Origin of the sequence: Arthrobacter sp. AG367, from assembly GCF_007828995.1 — a bacterium.
Taxonomy (GTDB): Bacteria; Actinomycetota; Actinomycetes; order Actinomycetales; family Micrococcaceae; genus Arthrobacter.
On the sequence record NZ_VIVE01000001.1, the window covers coordinates 1,388,151 to 1,405,037 of the forward strand.

The 16,887-nt window shown below is 67.4% G+C and carries 12 protein-coding genes; 5 read left to right on the top strand and 7 right to left on the bottom strand.

Annotated elements, in window-relative coordinates; all coding sequences use genetic code 11:
• Positions 1 to 2: 2 nt before the first annotated feature.
• Positions 3 to 1,025 (bottom strand): NAD(+) diphosphatase, encoded by a 1,023-nt coding sequence (gene nudC / locus FB478_RS06420; protein ID WP_144599971.1) that lies wholly within the window; start codon positions 1,023 to 1,025, stop codon positions 3 to 5.
• A 143-nt stretch (positions 1,026 to 1,168) separates the two neighbouring features.
• Here nudC and FB478_RS06425 point away from each other — a divergent pair, with 143 nt between their 5' ends.
• The gene (locus tag FB478_RS06425) at positions 1,169 to 2,428 is read left to right on the top strand and encodes a macrolide 2'-phosphotransferase (RefSeq protein WP_144599972.1); all 1,260 of its coding nucleotides are present in this window, start codon (positions 1,169 to 1,171) and stop codon (positions 2,426 to 2,428) included.
• 33 nt (positions 2,429 to 2,461) lie between these two features.
• Here the strand turns inward: FB478_RS06425 and FB478_RS06430 are convergent, their stop codons facing one another.
• From FB478_RS06430 to FB478_RS06440, 3 genes are all read right to left on the bottom strand, one after another.
• Positions 2,462 to 5,941, bottom strand: a complete 3,480-nt coding sequence (locus FB478_RS06430) for an ATP-dependent DNA helicase (protein ID WP_144599973.1) — start codon at positions 5,939 to 5,941, stop codon at positions 2,462 to 2,464.
• The gene (locus FB478_RS06435; protein WP_134163901.1) at positions 5,938 to 9,189 is read right to left on the bottom strand and encodes an ATP-dependent DNA helicase; all 3,252 of its coding nucleotides are present in this window, start codon (positions 9,187 to 9,189) and stop codon (positions 5,938 to 5,940) included. The genes FB478_RS06430 and FB478_RS06435 overlap by 4 nt, the downstream gene beginning before the upstream one ends.
• A gap of 122 nt (positions 9,190 to 9,311) precedes the next feature.
• Entirely contained in the window at positions 9,312 to 9,728 is a 417-nt protein-coding gene (locus tag FB478_RS06440) for an MGMT family protein (protein ID WP_144599974.1), read from the bottom strand.
• A 63-nt stretch (positions 9,729 to 9,791) separates the two neighbouring features.
• Between FB478_RS06440 and FB478_RS06445 the strand changes: the two genes are divergently transcribed.
• The 4 genes from FB478_RS06445 to FB478_RS06460 all read left to right on the top strand — a co-directional run bounded on the left by FB478_RS06445 (position 9,792) and on the right by FB478_RS06460 (position 13,296).
• A complete protein-coding gene (locus tag FB478_RS06445) occupies positions 9,792 to 10,502 on the top strand; it encodes a 3'-5' exonuclease (protein WP_018768556.1) in 711 nt (236 codons plus the stop codon).
• A gap of 329 nt (positions 10,503 to 10,831) precedes the next feature.
• Complete coding sequence (locus FB478_RS06450; RefSeq protein ID WP_144599975.1) at positions 10,832 to 11,785, top strand: ABC transporter substrate-binding protein; 954 nt, start codon at positions 10,832 to 10,834, stop codon at positions 11,783 to 11,785.
• 12 nt (positions 11,786 to 11,797) lie between these two features.
• Complete coding sequence (locus FB478_RS06455; RefSeq protein WP_018768558.1) at positions 11,798 to 12,562, top strand: amino acid ABC transporter permease; 765 nt, start codon at positions 11,798 to 11,800, stop codon at positions 12,560 to 12,562.
• A complete protein-coding gene (locus FB478_RS06460) occupies positions 12,559 to 13,296 on the top strand; it encodes an amino acid ABC transporter ATP-binding protein (protein WP_134163775.1) in 738 nt (245 codons plus the stop codon). Before FB478_RS06455 ends, FB478_RS06460 begins: the two co-directional genes overlap by 4 nt.
• A gap of 136 nt (positions 13,297 to 13,432) precedes the next feature.
• On the opposite strand, the gene hemL is transcribed toward FB478_RS06460, so the two are convergent.
• Genes hemL through hemB form a run of 3 tightly spaced genes read right to left on the bottom strand, consistent with a single transcriptional unit; the run spans position 13,433 to position 16,854 of the window.
• The gene (hemL, locus tag FB478_RS06465) at positions 13,433 to 14,764 is read right to left on the bottom strand and encodes a glutamate-1-semialdehyde 2,1-aminomutase (RefSeq protein WP_144599976.1); all 1,332 of its coding nucleotides are present in this window, start codon (positions 14,762 to 14,764) and stop codon (positions 13,433 to 13,435) included.
• A gap of 33 nt (positions 14,765 to 14,797) precedes the next feature.
• Positions 14,798 to 15,874, bottom strand: coding sequence for an LLM class flavin-dependent oxidoreductase (locus FB478_RS06470; RefSeq protein WP_144599977.1), 1,077 nt, complete (start codon positions 15,872 to 15,874; stop codon positions 14,798 to 14,800).
• Complete coding sequence (gene hemB / locus FB478_RS06475; protein WP_018768562.1) at positions 15,871 to 16,854, bottom strand: porphobilinogen synthase; 984 nt, start codon at positions 16,852 to 16,854, stop codon at positions 15,871 to 15,873. The genes FB478_RS06470 and hemB overlap by 4 nt, the downstream gene beginning before the upstream one ends.
• Positions 16,855 to 16,887: the final 33 nt, after the last annotated feature.

The following is a 16,887-nucleotide window of genomic DNA, read 5'->3' on the forward strand; positions in this document are numbered from 1 at the left end:
ACTTAGGCGCCAGTGAGGTCCTGGATCCGGCCGCCGTACCAGTGCTCAATAAGCGAGCGGGCAATGGAGAGCCTGGTGGAGATGGTGATCTCCCCGCTGAGCACCGCTTCCTGGAGTTGCTCCCGGCTGAACCAGCGGGCCCTGGTGACCTCCACGCCGTCGGGCGTTGCCTGGGCGTCCTCGGTGACGGCGGTGAATCCAAGCATAAGGGAGGCGGGGAACGGCCACGACTGGGAGCCGAGGTACTGGCAGGCGGTGACCCGCACGCCCACCTCCTCCTGGATCTCGCGCACCACGGCCTCTTCAAGGGATTCGCCAGGCTCAACGAACCCGGCGAGGGTGGAGTAGTTCCGGGCGTCCACGGGGCCGCCGCCGCCCAGGAGCAGCCGGCCGTCCGGGCCGACGACAGTGACGATGATGGCGGGGTCCGTGCGGGGGAAGTGTTCGGAACTGTCCGCCGGGCACCGGCGCACCCAGCCGCCGGCCACCACTTCCGTGGGGGTGCCGCAGCGCGGGCAATGCGTGTGGGCAGCGTGCCAGTTTGCGATGGCGCTGGCTTCCACGAACAAGGCTGTGGAGGTGGCCGTCAAGCCTGCGGCGACGTCGCGGAATCCAGCCCACTCAGCATCCGCGGGGATACCGGCGGTCCCGGGTTCCGGGGGCTCAGGAAGGACGAACAGCAGCAGCTCGGTCCCGGCCGGAAGGTGTGAGTCAGGCAGCGCCGAGCCCAGGTACACCACGAGTTCCGGCGCGGCTCCTGCTGCTTTCAGCTGTGCCAGGAGTTCCCTGGCCCCGGTCAGCATCATGTCGCCGCCCTGCACCAGCCCCTGGCGCCTCGACAGGACCGCAGCCAGCGCATCCGGGCCGGACAGAAGATCATCGATCATGCCGGGCCTGGCGCGCGCGGCCGATCCGCGGTCCACCAAGGCCGGCCTTACGGGGAGCAGGGTATCCACCAGATGGTTCGCCGGCAGCCGTTCCGGCGCCGCCTGGTGGACGGGTATGACAGACTCCGCATGGCTCATGGTTCCACCGTACTGACTGCTTCCGACATTTCACATTTCGGGAGGTACCGCCCCGCCGCAGGGAAGCCCCCTATTTGCAGCTATCTCAAGACTCGCCGCGGCCGGACCGCTGTCTGGGAGGGCGGGCAATCTACCGTGGAACGGTGAGAAGAAAACCGATTGAACTGGCGGCAATAGCAACCGCGGCAGTCCCCGGACTGACCCCGACGGCCGTTAGCTCCGCGCCGGATGACCCCGCGGACTTCGATTCGGCCCTGCTCCTCGATTCCGAAGGAAAGCGCTGGCGGGTCCGGTCGCCGCGCCACGCGGAAGCCAGCGCGCGGCTGGAAACGGAATTCCTGGTACTCCGGGCTTTTGCTCCCGCCGTGCGCGCCGAACTGCCGTTCCTGATGCCGACGGTGGCCGGCAGCGTCCGGCTGGGAACGCTGACCACCTTCGTTTACTCGCACCTGTCCGGCACCACACGCAGCGTCGAGGAGCTGACGTCGGGGCCTGCCGGCCTGGCCCGGGAGATCGGCTCCGCCTTGGCCGCGGTCCACGACCTGCCCCGCTCACTGGTCAGCAACGCCGACCTGCCCAGCTACACCCCCAATGAGTTCCGCCAGCGGCGGCTGAACGAACTGGACCAGGCGGCCACCACCGGCAAGATCCCGGCCGCACTGCTGCGCCGCTGGGAACACGCCATGGAGGATGTGTCCCTGTGGCGGTTCAACCCCTGCGTGGTCCACGGCGACCTGCATGAGGACAACCTGCTGGTGGAGGCGGGCAGGGTGACCGCAGTAACGGGTTGGACCGACCTGCGCATCGGGGACCCGGCCGATGACTTCGCCTGGCTGGTGGCTTCCAATGAACAGGACTTCATTGACGCCGTGCTGAAGGCGTACACATCCAGCCGACGCGACGTGCCGGACCAGCACCTCCTGCGCCGGGCCGCCCTGTCCGCCGAATTCGCCCTGGCTCAGTACCTGGTCAAGGGCCTCGCCACCGGTGACCAGGACATGGTCACCGAGGCGGAAGACATGCTGGAGAGCCTGGCCAGCGACATCGCCGAGTACGGCGGCCAGCCGATCAGCGTGGAGCCGCTTCCGGTCAAGGGCAGCCCGGACGCTGCAGGCGCATCCGTTCCCGCAGCCGCCACCGGATCCGGAACAGGCGCGGCTTCCGGGAGCGGCAGTTCCGCCGTCACTCCCGCCGTTACGGTGGTTCCGGTCCCCGCCGGGTCCACTACGCCAGCGGAGCCGGCAGTCTCCATCCAACCTGCAGTGCACGTTGCCCCCATCCCGGCGGAGCAGCCCACTGCAGCCGGTTCCGCGGAGGCCACGGGCGCCGAAACCCCCGGAACCAAGGGTCCGGACGATACATCCACCGCCGCCATCTCGGTCATTAACGTCAAACAGGGCTGAGCCTGGCCAGGCCTGGTTACGTGGCAGTCCCACTCAAGGCCGGCTAAGCGCAGCGGCAACGATTCCTTCCAGCTCGTCGGCCGACCCCAAATCGTGCGGCCGCACCACAGCGTTGTCAGCCACGTAGAAGAATGCAGCCCGCACGTCCTCCAGGGGAACATCCTTCAGGCGTGCCCACGCCAGCCGGTACACCGCCAACTGGATCGAACGGGTCTTCAGCTGCTCCGGGGACGGCCGGCGGCCGGTTTTCCAGTCCACCAGGTCCCAGCGGCCATCGGCGTCACGGAATACGGCGTCCACCCGGCCCCGCACCACAACCTCCCCAACCCTGGTTTCCACCGGGACCTCGACGAAGGCCGGGTTCCGCTCAGCCCAAGGGGAAGCCTTGAACGTAGCCACCATCTCATCCAAATCGTAGGCAGCATCGATATGGTCGTCCGAACCGGGCGCTTCGCCGAGGTCAAGCATTCCGGCCCTGCCAAAATATTCCTCCACCCAAGCATGGAAAGCGGTGCCCTTCCGGGCCGACATGCCCGGTTCCCGGGGCACCGGCCGGCGCAGGCGCCCCAGCACCGCCTCAGGGTCATCCCCGAGGTCAACCAGGGTGGAAGCAGAGATGTGGGTAGGCAGGTGCACATCCTGCCCACTGGATCTTCTGGCCCTGCGCTCCAGCAGCAACGCGGCTTCGCGTGCCCAGCCGGCCGCTGCTCCCGTCAGGCCGGGCTGCGGCCCGGACCGCTCCGCGGGCACCAGCGCTCCCCCGCCGGTGGACAGGATCCCGAGCACCCGTTGGGCCGCCGACTCCATGGCCGTCCTTCGCCCGCGGGCCAACCGAAGGCGCTCACCGCTGCGTGGGTCCACGGGCCCTTCAAGGGGGTCGTACGGCCAGGTTGCTTCTTCTGTTTCCAGTGTCAACGGACTCTGCAGGGGCAGCGCTGCCTCCTCCAGCGACAGCGGGTGGACCACAGCCTCCCGACTTCCCGCGCCGTCAGCCGGTTGCGCCAGGACTTCCAGCTCCGCAAGGAATGGAGACATCTCCGCCCGCCCCGCCCGTGAGCCCACCCAGGCGGCACTGGACACCCACAGGACATGCTTGGCCCTGGTGTAGGCGACGTACGCCAGCCGCCGTTCCTCCGATTCGCCGTGGGCCTGCACCCCGGCCTTGTAGTCCTTCTCCGCGTCCAGCCAGCCTTTCTGGTCCGGTTGGTCGAGGTCCCACTGCGGAAGGTCGGCCCGGTCCCCGCGCAGCGGCCAGGGCAGCGCGGCGGAACCGCTGCTCCAGCGGGAGTCCCTGTCGCTGGGGAAGGCGCCGGCATTCATCCCGGGGACAAACACAACATCCCATTCCAGGCCCTTGGAAGCGTGGACCGTCAACAGCTGCACGGCCTCCCGGTTCACGTCACTGGCAGGCGCTTCCAACCCGTTTTCTTCCGCTGAAGCAGCCTCCAGCCAGGACAGGAAAGCGAGGATATCCACTCTCTGGGAGGTGCGCAGGAACCCGGCGGCGGCATCCTGGAACGCATCGAGGTTGCGGCGGGCCTGGTGGATGCTGATCCCCGGGCGCGCTGCCACTTCGATGTCCAGCAGCATGGCCCTCTCCACCTCGCCCAGGAGCGTGGTGAGGTCATCGCCGAGGTATCCGCGCAGTTGCCGCAACTCGGCAGACAGCCGGGCCAGCCTGCTGCGGGCCGCAGCGCTGAGGATGCGGCCATTCTGCGACGTCCACCCGTCACGCGGCAGGAAGTCCAGGGCCTCCACCAGGCTGGCGCCGTCGGTAAGGTCACCCTCGAGGACGGGGACGCCTGCTTCATCGCTGTCACCGTCCCGGGTGTCGGCGTCGAACTCCTGCGCAGCCCGCCCCCGCCTCCTTGCCAGCTGGCTCGACCAATCGCGCAGGGCCATGAGGTCGGCAGGACCTATCCGCCATCGGGCACCCGCGAGCAGCCGCATCAGGGCATCAGACCGCCCCGGATCGGCAAGCACGCGGAGGGTGGCCACCAGGTCAACAATCTCCGGGGTGTCCAGGAGTCCGCCAAGACCGACGATTTCGTAAGGGATCCCCCGGGCCTCGAACTGCCGCCGGACGGTTTCCATCTGAGCGCGCCTGCGGCACAGCACGGCGAGGGCCGGCGGCTCGGGCACACCGTCAGGTTTCAGTTCGAAGTCTGTCACCCGGTATTTCAGGACATCGTCAGCCAGGGCTGCAGCTTCCTCCACGTCGCTGGCGAAACGGCCCAGCACCACCGTTCCGTCCACGGCATGGGGGCTCGGCTGCAGCGGGGGCACGTCCGCAGCTGCTGCCCTGTCCCCGGCAGGTCCCTTGTGGGCCGCTGACCGGCCGAGGGATTGCGACATGACGTTTGCTGCGGCCAGGATCGACCGGCCGTTCCGCCAGGCCGTTGTGAGGTATGAGGTGGGGGCAGGCGCCCAGCCCGGTGCCTCGTCCGGTGCGCTGGTCCGGACGGGAAATTCGCGGACGAAGTGGAACAACTGGCCCGCGGAAGCGCCACGGAAACCATAGATTGACTGGTTGGGGTCCCCGACCGCTGTCACGGCGTGGCCGCCGCCGAACAGACGGGAAAACAGCACCAACTGCGCGTATGAGGTGTCCTGGAACTCGTCGAGCAGGACCACTTTGTACCGCTGGCGCTCCATCTGGGCAGCCAGCGGGACCTCCTGCGCCACCTTGGCGGCGAGGGCCACCAGGTCGCCGAAATCGAGTGCGCCGCGGGCCCGTTTGGCTGCGGCGTAGCGGCCCACCATGTCAGCGACGCTTGCCCTGGTCCGCAGCATTCCACCCAGGTCCAGTGCCGCCTTGGGCGGGTTCCTTTTCTTTCCGGCCACGTAGGGCAGTGAATCAAACTCCGAAAGGCGGGCCATGAGCCACGCTTCGACGTCCTCAGGCTCCTGAAGGTGTTCCGCGCATTCCCCCGCCAGCTGAATGACGGCCTTCACCAATGTGGACTTGGCGGCCCGGAAGTGGGCGTATTCGCCGTCGTAGGCCTCAACCACCTCACTGGCCAGCTGCCAGGCCTGCGCGCCGCCCAGCAGAACCACGTCCCGCTCCACCCCGAGCCGCAGCCCGTAGTCGGAGACGATGCCGCTGGCGAACGAATGGTAGGTGGACACTTTGGGCTCAAGGGCGTCACTGCTGCCCAAGGCCTCCGGAAAGACGCCTTTCCCGGCCTCCTTCGCCGCAAGACGCTGCAGGGCCAGGAGCTTTGACCGGATCCGGCTGGCAAGTTCGCCGGCCGCCTTCCGGGTGAAGGTCACGCCCAGGACCTCCTCAGGGGTGACCCACCCGTTGGCCACGAGCCAGACCACCCGGTCCGCCATGGTGGCGGTTTTTCCCGATCCGGCTCCCGCGATGACCAGCCGCGGAGCAAGCGGCGAGGAGATGATCGCTGATTGCTCAGGCGTTGGGGTATTTCTTTCTCCGAGCAGCGCAGACAGTTCTTCGGGGCTGAAGCGCACCGCCGGAGCGGCTTCCGCGGCTGCCGGCACCCCACTCATTCGGTCACCTGCCTTCCGCGCGCGCACAGGGGGCACACCTCAGGGAGCCGGCAGCCATGGCCGCCATGGCTGCCCTTGGCAGGGTCATGCCGTGCAACGAACTCCTTGCCGGCCATCACGGCGGCCGCCTCCTCCACCATGTCCAATGCCCAGTTCTCCTGCGGGTCGAGTGGTTCCTGCTGCTGGATGGCTGGATTGATGGCTCCAGTCCCCAGCTGTGCCAGCACGGCCCCGCCGGACCTGGGGCGGTCCCCGTCAGCGCCGGCATCGAAACCGCCCGCCAGTACTGCCGCCTGGTATGCGCCGAGCTGTGGGTGGCGGGACAGATCGTCCTTGCCTGGCTGCCGCTTCCCGGTCTTGAGGTCCACCACCACCAGCCGCCCTTCGGCGTCGATCTCCAAACGGTCCACCTGGCCGCGGAGCACCGCTTCACGCGGCGGAGCATCGTCCACTGCCACCTGGCCAAGGGCCACTTCAAAGTCCTTTTCCACGCCCAGCAGGCTGCGGTTTCCGCTCCTCATCGAAAGCACGTACTGCGCAAGCTTGCGCACCATGGCTTCAGCACGCTGGAAGTCCAGCTTTCCCTCCCAGTTGTCCTTCATACCCAGCGCAGGCCAGCGCCGCACGAGTTCAGCAACGTACTCTGATCCGGACGCGTCCGGCATGTCCTGCGCGATCGCGTGCACCAGGGTGCCCAGGCTCCGGGCGAAGTCCGTTGCTGCTTCCCCGCCGGCTGCCTGGACGAACCAGTCCAACGGCGACTTTTGGACGGTCTCCACCTTTGAGGGGGAAACGGACACCGTCCCGCCGGGCGGGACCACCGCCTCCGAGGAGGTCAAAGGGGCAAGTCCCCACCAGCTGTCCGGGTGCGCTCCGGCCACGGCAGGGTCCTGCGCAGCGAGATGCGCCAGAACCCTCGCGGCTTCCGCTGCCTGGGCTGTCCCCTCCAGCTGGACATGTTGCCGGAGCTCGGCGACCAGGGCGCGCAGCGTCATGGGCCGTTCCACCTGGGTGAACGCCCGCCCCTCCTCCCCCGGGTCCAGGGGCGCAACGAAGTCCAGGAAGGATGACGGCTGGCAGTCCTCCGACGAGACTGCCGTACAGACCAGCAGCTCCCGTGCCCTGGACACCGCCGTGGAGAAACTCCGGAGTTCGTCGTAGCGGATGTCCCGGAGGCGGCTCAAGGGGTCCCGCTGGAGGGCATACTCCGGACCATGTTCCACGGCATCCGCATACAGCGTGCTGCCGAGCAGTTCACCGCGGAGCCTTGTGTTGGGCCACACCCCCTCCTGCAGCCCCGCAACGATCACGACGGGCCATTCCCGCCCGGCGGCACTGGCGGGGGTCATCAACTCCACGGCATCATCCACCTGGGCGCGGGCGGCGAGGGTGTCCATGGGAAGCTCCTGGTTCAGGAGGTACTCCAGGAACTGTTCGGGGCCCGCGCCGGGCATCTGGTCCACGTAGCGCTCCGCTGTGTGGAACAGCGCCATCATGGCGTCCAGGTCGCGGTCAGCCCGGGCCCCGTGCGGGCCGCCCGACAAAGCGGTGGCCGTCCACACCGAGGAGAGCCCCGTGGAGTTCCAGAGCGCCCACAGCACCGACTCGGCGTTGGCACCGGGCAGGTGGGCGGCTTCCCGCCCGGCCTGGATCATCCGGGCAGTCCGGCGGGCGGCGCGGCCCTCGATACCGAGTGCACCCAGCGCGCCGGGCTCAAGCAGTGCCTCGACCAGCAGCACATCGCTGGCGCGGCCCCCGCCGCCCAGGAGTTCCTCGCGCCGCAGCGATTGCCGGAGCCTGCGCAGTTCGATGGAGGTGGCACCACCGATGCGGGAGGTGAGAAGTGACACTGCGGCCTCGGGTGTCAGCAGCTTGGGATCCAACGCGATGGCGAAAGCATCCAGCAGGGGCCGGACAGCCACCTCGTCCCGGACCGCCGATTCGGCCACAGGCACCCGCACCGGAATGCCCTGCCCGGAGAGATAACGCTGCAACTCGCTGACCTGGCCGCCGTTGCGGACGATGACCGCAATATCCGCGAGACCGCGGTTGTGGTTGATGTGCTGGTCCAGGATCCGCTGTGCAACATACCGGAGCTCATGCACCGGAGTGGGGACCAGATGGGCCTCGACGTTCCCGGGAACGGCAGGTCCGGGGCGCGCGGGGCCTTCGGCCTGTCCAGGCCACACCGGCGGTTCAAGGCGCCGTGCCAGCTGGCCGCCTGCGCGCTGCGAAATGCGGCCCGCGACGTTTTGCCACGCCTCGGCCAGGCTGGGCGCCAGGCCGTGGGCGTGCCACAGCGGGCGCTCCAGGACAGGCGTCCGGGTTGACAGCAGCCGGGGCAGCTCCGCCACCAGGTCGGGACGGGCTCCCCGGAAACCCTGGACCACCGTGTCCGGGGACGATGTCACGTAGCAGTCCTTGCCGGCGGCGATATCTGCCAGCAGCTCAAAGATAGCGGGGTTTGCTTCCTGGATATCGTCCACCAGGACAACCTGCAGCCGGGCACGTTCCGCGGCGAGGAAATCCGGGGCGTCCTGGAAGATCTGCCGGGCGGCCGTGATGATCCCGGCGGGATCGAAGGCCTCGGGCATCCGCAGGTCAAGGACGTCGCGGTACTCGGCATACAGCGCAGCTGCGGCTTTCCAATCGGGCCGGTTGCATTCATCCGCCAACCGGACAAGGTCCCCGGCCGTGCGGCCGGATTCGATGATGCGGTCAAAGAGCTGCCGCACTTCCTGGCGGAAGCCGCGGGTTTCCAGTGCCCCCTCAAGATCGGCGGGCCAGGGCAGTTCAAGGCCGGGAAGCCTGTGGCCTTCGAGGAGTTCCCTGATGATGAGGTCCTGCTCCGGGCCGGACAGCAGCCGCGGCGGCCTGGAAAGCGGGATGACGCCCTCGGCCTTGGCACGGCGGATCAGGTCGAAGGCGTAGGAGGCCCACGTCCTGGCGGGGGTGGTGCTGAGGCTCCTGTCCAGCCGGGCGGTAAAACGGTCGCGCAGGAAATCGGCAGCAAGGCGGGTGGGCGCGAGAATCAGCATGCGCTCGGGGTCGACGCCGTCACGGAAGACCCGCTGGACGGCGGCCTCGACCAGGACGGTGGTCTTTCCCGTGCCCGGTGCGCCCGGGACCAGGACGGGCCCGGAACCCTGTGCCACGTCAACTGCGGCCTGCTGGTCCGGCGTGAGCCGGAGGGCTTCCACGTGCACCCGTCGCGGGGGCAGCAACCGGAGGGCAGGGACAGCAGGCAGGCCACTGCCGCTGTCCGGGGTCCCTGCGTCGGGAAAAGCCTGCTCCTGCCCCGTGTGGGGCTGGCCTGTCCCCGGCGCCTGCCGCTGCGGGTCCCAGGGGCCGGTCAAAGGAATTGTTACGGTCACAAAATCATTCCATCATCAGCCACCGACAATCTGTGGAGGCTGCGCTCCATTTGCCCGGCAATTGCGTCGATACTGTCAAAATCACTCTCCGTGGGTGCCCAGCGGGCGGCCGCCAGGTCAACCCGCCACCGGCCCTCCCCGGTCCGGAGGTACGAACTGAAGTCGCCAAGGAGCGCGGTGCCCTCTTCAAGGTAAAGGAGGAGGGCCTCGGCCTCATGCCCCTCGGGCGCGTGGCCGCTGGCCTTCAGGACGCGCCACCAGGGAACGCCGCCGCCATGGTGGCTCATGACGGAACCGATCTGGCGCGGTCCGCCCGAACCCAGGAGCTCGGCCACATCCCCGTACGACACTGCGGACCCTGGCGGTACAAGCCTTACGACGGCAAGGACCGCTTGGACGTACTCATTCCGCATTGATCCAATCTAGCCGCAGTGGCGTTCCACGGATTTGTCAGTGGGTCCCTTTAGCGTTGAAGCATGAGTTCCTGGAACACCCTTCCCCGCGCAGCCTTCGACCTGGAAACCACCGGCCGCAATTCGCGGGCGGCAAGAATCGTCACCGCATCAATCACCGTGGTGGACCACCAAGGCCAGGTCATCAAGGAACACGAGTGGCTGGCTGATCCCGGCGTGGAAATCCCCACCGAGGCAAGTGACGTCCATGGCATCACCACCGAACAGGCCAGGCGGGACGGCCGCCCGGCACACGAGGTCACCCGTGAAGTCGCCGCGGTGCTCCAGGAGCTCTTCGATTCCGCCATCCCGGTGATCGCGTTCAACGCGAGCTACGATTTCACGGTCCTTGCCGCTGAATCCGCCCGCTATGGGATTCCCCAGCTCAGCCGCTTCCCGGTCCTTGACCCCTACATCATGAACAAGCAGGTTGACCGGTTCCGCAAGGGCAAGCGCACGCTCACCGCGTTGTGCGAGGAGTACGGCGTGGTCCTGGACAATGCCCACACTTCGGCCGCGGATGCGCTTGCCACCCTGCGGGTCCTCGATGCGATGGCGGGCAAGTTCCCCAAGCTGGTGATGCCGGCAAGCCAGCTGCACCAACTGCAGGTGGACTGGGCGGTCAGCCAGGCGGCGGACTTCCAGGGGTACCTCCGAAAGACAAAGCCGGCCGCCGTGATCGAGGGTGACTGGCCGGTGCTGCCGCCGCAGGATGCAACCGCAGGTGGCTTCTAGGCGCAGCCGCGCCACTCCAAACTGGGAGGCATGTCACAGTCATGCTGCTTCACAAACCGCGAAGTCTCTGCACCTGCATCCTTCACCGGAAGAGGGTAACCGCGCGCAAGCTGCTCCAACTTCCTCATAAAGGGCAGAATTTCATTTCGCAGAACCGAGACTGGGCTCGCGCTTCTTCGGCAAGGACCCCCACTTCACGCTAGTGAGACAATAAAGTTTTGCGGTCACCCCTGCCCCGGACGGCTCGACCAGCACCGGGCAGGTGCCAGGCGCCACAGCGCTGCCTTGCGGCCCGGTCGACTTATGACTCATATGAAAGTGACAACCTGATGAAAATCAAAGCGATGAAGTGGCTCACTACCGCTCCCGTTGCACTTGCCCTCGCGGTTTCCCTCGCAGCCTGCGGCGGCGGGTCTTCCCAGCCCAGCGGCACCCCCACCGATGCCCTCGCCGGCAGCGACCAGCAGACGCTGGACAAGTACACCACCGCCAACGTCACCCCGGTGAACAAGATCGACAAGACCAAGCTGGGCCTCATCACCGAGGGCACCCTGCGCGTGGGAACCCTCTCGGACGCCCCGCCCAACATCTTCATCGACCCTTCGGGCAAGTTCACCGGCTACGACAACGAGCTGCTGCGCGCCATTGCCGACAAGCTGGGCCTCAAGGTTGAGTTCGCCTCCACCGACTTCTCGGCCCTGCTGTCCCAGGTGGCCAACAAGCAGTTCGACGTCGGATCCTCCTCGATCTCCACCACCGACGCCCGCCGCAAGACCGTTGGCTTCACCAACGGCTACGACTTCGGCTACATGGCTGTGGTGACCAAGAACGGCTCCAAGGTCAACGGCTTCGCCGACCTCAAGGAAGGCGTCCGGATCGGCGTCGTCCAGGGCACCGTCCAGGACGACTACGTCACCAACACCCTCAAGCTGGAGCCGGTCCGTTTCCCGGACTACAACACCGTGTACGGCAACGTGAAGAACGGCCAGATCGACGCCTGGGTGGCACCCTCCCAGCAGGCAACCGGCCAGGTCAAGGAAGGCGACAACACCAAGATCGCCGAGAAGGTTGTGAACACCCAGAACTTCACCGCCTACGCCGTCAACAAGGACAACCAGCCCCTGATCGACGCCCTGAACTCCGGCCTGGACGCGGTCATCGCGGACGGTACCTGGGCCAAGCTGACGTCCGAGTGGTACAGGGACCGCCCCACCGCCGCTGAACAGACCCCGCAGGGCTGGAAGCCGGGCAGCAAGGCCGTCCAGATCCCGGCCGCCAAGTAACCAGGGCGTTCCATGGATATCCTCAAGCAACTCGCTGACACCTTCCTTGACTGGAAGGCGATGGGCGAAGTCATCCCCAAGATGTTCGCCGTCGGCCTGCCGAATACCCTCGTGCTGGCCATCATCTCGGGCATCATCGGGACAGCCCTGGGGATGCTGCTCGCCCTGATGGGGATCTCCCGGAACGCAGCAGCGCGCTGGGTCGCGCGGATCTACACGGACATCCTGCGCGGCCTCCCGCCGGTCCTGACCATCCTGGTCATCGGCTTCGGGTTCGGGCCGATCGTCCGCGAATTCACGGGTTCCACGAGCCCCTACCCGATGGCTGTCGCGGCGCTTTCGCTGATGTCCGGCGCCTACATCGGCGAGATCTTCCGCTCCGGCATCCAGAGCGTCGACAAGGGACAACTCGAGGCTTCCCGCGCCCTGGGGTTCGGCTACGGTGCGTCCATGCGCCTTGTAGTGGTGCCCCAGGGCATCCGGCGGGTGCTTCCGGCCCTGGTCAACCAGTTCATTGCGCTGATCAAGGAATCATCCCTTGTCTTCCTCCTGGGACTGCTGGCAAGTGAGCGCGAGATCTTCCAAATCGGCAAGGATGCGGCGGCCACCACCGGCAACCTGTCGCCCTACGTGGCGGCAGCCGTCTTCTACCTGGCGCTGACCATCCCGCTGACCCACTTCGTGAACTGGATCGATGCCCGGCTGCGCACCGGCAGGCCCGAAAAGAAAGAACCGGACGAGGCCGCAGCGGTCGTTGGAAAGGGAGCCCAGGCATGAGCGAATTTGCGTCGGGAACACTGAGCGCCAAGAACATCCACCTTTCCTTCGGCAGCAACCACGTCCTGCGGGGCATCGACCTGCACGTTCCCCAGGGCACCACGGCGTCCGTCATTGGACCGTCGGGTTCGGGCAAGTCCACGCTGTTGCGCGTCATGAACCGCCTGATCGAACCGGACCAGGGGGACATCCTGCTGGACGGGCGGTCCGTCCTGAAGGACAACCCGGACGAGCTGCGGCGCCGGATCGGCATGGTGTTCCAGCAGTTCAACCTGTTCCCGCACAAGACGGTGGAGGAAAACGTTTCACTGGCCCTGCGGAAGCTGCGCAAGCTCTCCAAGGAGGAGGCGCGCAGTGAGGCACTGGAGCAGCTGGACCTGGTGGGCCTGAGGCATAAGGCCGAATCCCGCCCGGCCAACCTCTCCGGCGGCCAGCAGCAGCGCGTGGCCATCGCCCGTGCGCTGGCCATGAAGCCGGAGGTCATGTTCTTCGACGAGGCAACCTCTGCCCTGGACCCGGAGCTGGTCAAGGGCGTGCTGTCGCTGATGGCGGACCTCGCCAAGGGCGGCATGACCATGGTGGTGGTAACCCACGAAATGGGCTTCTCCCGCAACGTGTCCGACGCCGTGACGTTCATGGACGCCGGTGTTGTGGTGGAGTCCGGTCCGCCGGAGCAGCTCTTCACCGACCCGAAGACGGACCGGCTCAAGGGCTTCCTCTCGGACGTCCTCTAGGGCCGAAGGCACGCACAGACAGAAAATCCCCGCTTCCCGGACTTTCCCCTCGCATGCAGTGGGATTTGTCCGGAAGGCGGGGATTTTTCGTCCCGGCGGCAGGTTCACGACGCCGGGACGCGCCATTTCGCTGTTCCTACCCCTGGGCGGCGGCTGCGGCCCTGGCTGCCGCGGGAAGGGCGTCGTAGATCCGGTTCATGGCATCATCGTCGTGCGCGGCGGAGAGGAACCAGGCCTCGAAGACCGACGGCGGCAGGTATACGCCGGACTCCAGCATGGAGTGGAAGAACGGCGCGTAGCGGAACGCCTCCTGGGCCTGGGCGTCGGCGTAGTTGTGGACGCCGTGGGCCGAGGTTCCGAAGGCCACCGAGAACAGGTTGCCGGCGAACTGGATGGAGTGGTCCACCCCGGCGGCATCCAGGGCGTTGGACAGCGCGGAGGACAGTTCGAGGGACCGGACGTCGATGAAGGCATAAACGTCCCGCGTGGCGTGCGTCAGGGTTGCCACCCCTGCCGCCATGGCCACCGGGTTCCCGGAAAGCGTTCCGGCCTGGTAGACCGGGCCGGTGGGGGCCAGGTAGTCCATGACGTCGGCACGTCCGCCCAGTGCCGCCGTCGGCATTCCGCCGCCGATGACCTTGCCGAAGGTGAGCAGGTCCGGAGTCCAGGGGTCCTCGGCATCCGGCGCGCCTCCGGTGAGGCCCCAGTAGCCGGAGTAGCCGGTGCGGAAACCGGTCAGGACCTCGTCGACGATGAGCAGCGCGCCATGCTCGCGGGTGATCCGGGAAAGCCCTGCATTGAACCCTTCGGCGGGGGTGACCACACCCATGTTGGCGGGCGCCGCTTCGGTGATGACGGCCGCGATATTGGATCCGTGCGTGGCGAAGGCTTCCTTGACGGCCTGGAGGTCGTTGTAGGGCAGCACCAGGGTTTCGGCGGCGGTGGCTTCCGTGACGCCGGCGGAACCGGGCAGGGCGAGGGTTGCCACGCCGGAGCCTGCAGCGGCCAGGAGTCCATCGAGGTGGCCGTGGTAGCAGCCGGCGAACTTGATGATGAGGTTGCGGCCGGTGAACCCGCGGGCCAGCCGGACCGCCGTCATGGTGGCTTCGGTGCCGGTGGAGACCATGCGGAGGCGCTCGACGGCGGGGACGCGCTCCTTCACGATTTCGGCCAGGTTCGCTTCGTCCGGGGTGGAAGCGCCGAAGGAGAGGCCGCGGTCGACGGCGGCGTGGACGGCATCCAGCACGGCCGGGTGGGCGTGCCCCAGCAGCGCCGGGCCCCAGGAGCAGACCAGGTCCACGTATTCCTTGCCGTCGGCGTCGGTCAGGTAGGGCCCCTTGGCGGAGACCATGAAGCGCGGCGTCCCGCCGACGGAGCCGAAGGCCCGGACCGGCGAATTGACTCCGCCCGGCATCAGCTGGCGGGCGCGGTCGAAGAGTGCCTCGTTGCGAGGATTGCTGGAAGTCATGGTTTCTATTCTCTCAGTTAGCCGGAAGCGCAGTCAGCCGGCGAGCAGCTCTGCCACCCGGGGCGCCACCGCGGTGCCCATCAGTTCGATTGAACGCATCATGGCCGCGTGCGGCAGCGGTCCGTTGCTGTATTTCAAGTCGAAGCGGTCCACACCCAGGTTCCGCTTCAGCCGGACGATTTTTTGGGCCACCGTTTCCGGCGATCCGACGTAGAGGGCGCCTTCCGCGGAGCACAGGGCGTCGAACTCTCCCCGGCCGGCCGGTCCCCATCCGCGTTCGGCGCCGAGCTTGTTGCGCAGCTTCAGCCAGTGCGGGAACAGTTCTTCCCGGGCCTGCTCATCGGTGTCGGCCACGTGCCCGGGCGAGTGCGTGGCCATCTGCTGCATGGGGTGCCCGTACTTGGCCATCGCCTCCCGGTAGAGGTCGGCAAGCGGCCGGAAGCCGCGCGGCTGGCCGCCGATGATGGCAAAGATGATGGGATAGCCGTACTGGGCGCAGCGCAGCACCGATTCTGGTGTTCCGCCCACCCCGATCCACGTGGGCAGCAGGTGGTGCTCCAGGGGCGGATAGACGCTCAGGCCGTGCAGCGCGGGCCGGGTGCGGCCTTCCCAGTGCACGGGCTTTTGCGCGCGGACCTTGTCGAACAACTCGAGTTTCTCTTCGAACAGGACCTCATAGTCGGCCAGGTCCAGGCCGAACAGGGGGAAGGATTCGATGAAGGATCCGCGCCCCAGCATCACTTCGGCGCGGCCGCTCGAAATGGCGTCCACAGTGGAAAAGCGCTGGAAGACACGGATGGGGTCATCCGAGCTCAGGACTGTTACGGCGGAGCCCAGCCGGATGCGGGTTGTGCGGGCGGCAGCGGCGGCCAGGAAGACTTCCGGCGCTGACACCGCGTAGTCCTTGCGGTGGTGCTCCCCCACGCCAAAGGCATGGAGCCCGACGGCGTCGGCAAGTTCCGCCTGTTCCAGCAGTTGGCGCAGGACCTGGGCGTGCGGCTGCTGGCTGCCGTCCGGAGCCTCGCCAACGTCACCGAAGGTGTTCAGGCCGAGGAGGATGCGGTCCTCCCCCACCGGCGCGGTGGGTTCCGCGGCCTGCCCGGCTGTCACCGGGCTTCCTTCAGCCAGCCGGCCAGTTCGGCGGCCCAGTACGTGAGGACCATGTGGGCCCCGGCCCGCCGGATGCCCAGGACGGACTCGGTGATGGCTGCGCGGCGGTCGATCCAGCCGTTGGCGGCGGCGGCCTCGATCATGGCGTATTCACCGGAAATCTGGTAGGCGGACACCGGGACGGGACTCATCGCGGCAACGTCGGCCACGATGTCCAGGTAGCTCATGGCCGGTTTGACCATGATGATGTCCGCGCCCTCGGCGAGGTCCAGTTCAACCTCGCGGAGGGCTTCGGTGCGGTTACCGGCATCCATTTGGTAGGTCCGCCGGTCGCCCTTGAGCTGTGAGTCCACCGCTTCGCGGAACGGCCCGTAGAACGCCGAGGCGTACTTGGCGGCGTAGGCGATGACGGAGGTGTTGGCATATCCGGCTTGATCCAGGGCCGACCGGATGGCGGCGATCTGGCCGTCCATCATGCCGGAGGGGCCCAGCATGTGCGCGCCGGCCTCCGCCTGTGCAACGGCCATCCTGGCGTAGATCTCCACGGTGCGGTCGTTGTCCACGTACCCGTCGGCGTCGAGGACTCCGCAGTGGCCGTGGTCGGTGAATTCGTCCAGGCACACATCGCTCATGACCACCAGGTCATCGCCCACTTCGGCGCGGACGTCCCGGATGGCCTTGTTCAGCACTCCCTCCGGGTCGAGTGATGCCGAGCCTTCGGCGTCACGGGTTTCCGGGATGCCGAAGAGCATGATGCCGCCCAGGCCGAGCTCAACGGCCTCCGCCGCGGCCCGCTTGAGCGTGTCGGTGGTGTGCTGGACCACCCCCGGCATGGAAGTGATGGGGTTGGGTTCGGTCAGTCCCTCGCGGATGAAGGCCGGAAGGATGAGTTCCGCCGGCGAGAGGCGGGTTTCGGCGGTCAGCCGGCGCATGGCGGGGGTGGTGCGCAGGCGGCGGGGGCGTTGGTTGGGGAAAGTCATGGGTCCTGTCCTTCGCGTTGTTCTTGAAGCTTG

Bases quoted from the DNA above. Each gene is read 5' to 3' on its own strand.
- nudC (WP_144599971.1), bottom strand. From the start codon at position 1,025: ATGAGCCATGCGGAGTCTGTCATACCCGTCCACCAGGCGGCGCCGGAA.
- FB478_RS06430 (WP_144599973.1), bottom strand. From the start codon at position 5,941: ATGAGTGGGGTGCCGGCAGCCGCGGAAGCCGCTCCGGCGGTGCGCTTC.
- FB478_RS06440 (WP_144599974.1), bottom strand. From the start codon at position 9,728: ATGCGGAATGAGTACGTCCAAGCGGTCCTTGCCGTCGTAAGGCTTGTA.
- FB478_RS06445 (WP_018768556.1), top strand. From the start codon at position 9,792: ATGAGTTCCTGGAACACCCTTCCCCGCGCAGCCTTCGACCTGGAAACC.
- FB478_RS06450 (WP_144599975.1), top strand. From the start codon at position 10,832: ATGAAAATCAAAGCGATGAAGTGGCTCACTACCGCTCCCGTTGCACTT.
- FB478_RS06455 (WP_018768558.1), top strand. From the start codon at position 11,798: ATGGATATCCTCAAGCAACTCGCTGACACCTTCCTTGACTGGAAGGCG.
- FB478_RS06460 (WP_134163775.1), top strand. From the start codon at position 12,559: ATGAGCGAATTTGCGTCGGGAACACTGAGCGCCAAGAACATCCACCTT.
- hemL (WP_144599976.1), bottom strand. From the start codon at position 14,764: ATGACTTCCAGCAATCCTCGCAACGAGGCACTCTTCGACCGCGCCCGC.
- hemB (WP_018768562.1), bottom strand. From the start codon at position 16,854: ATGACTTTCCCCAACCAACGCCCCCGCCGCCTGCGCACCACCCCCGCC.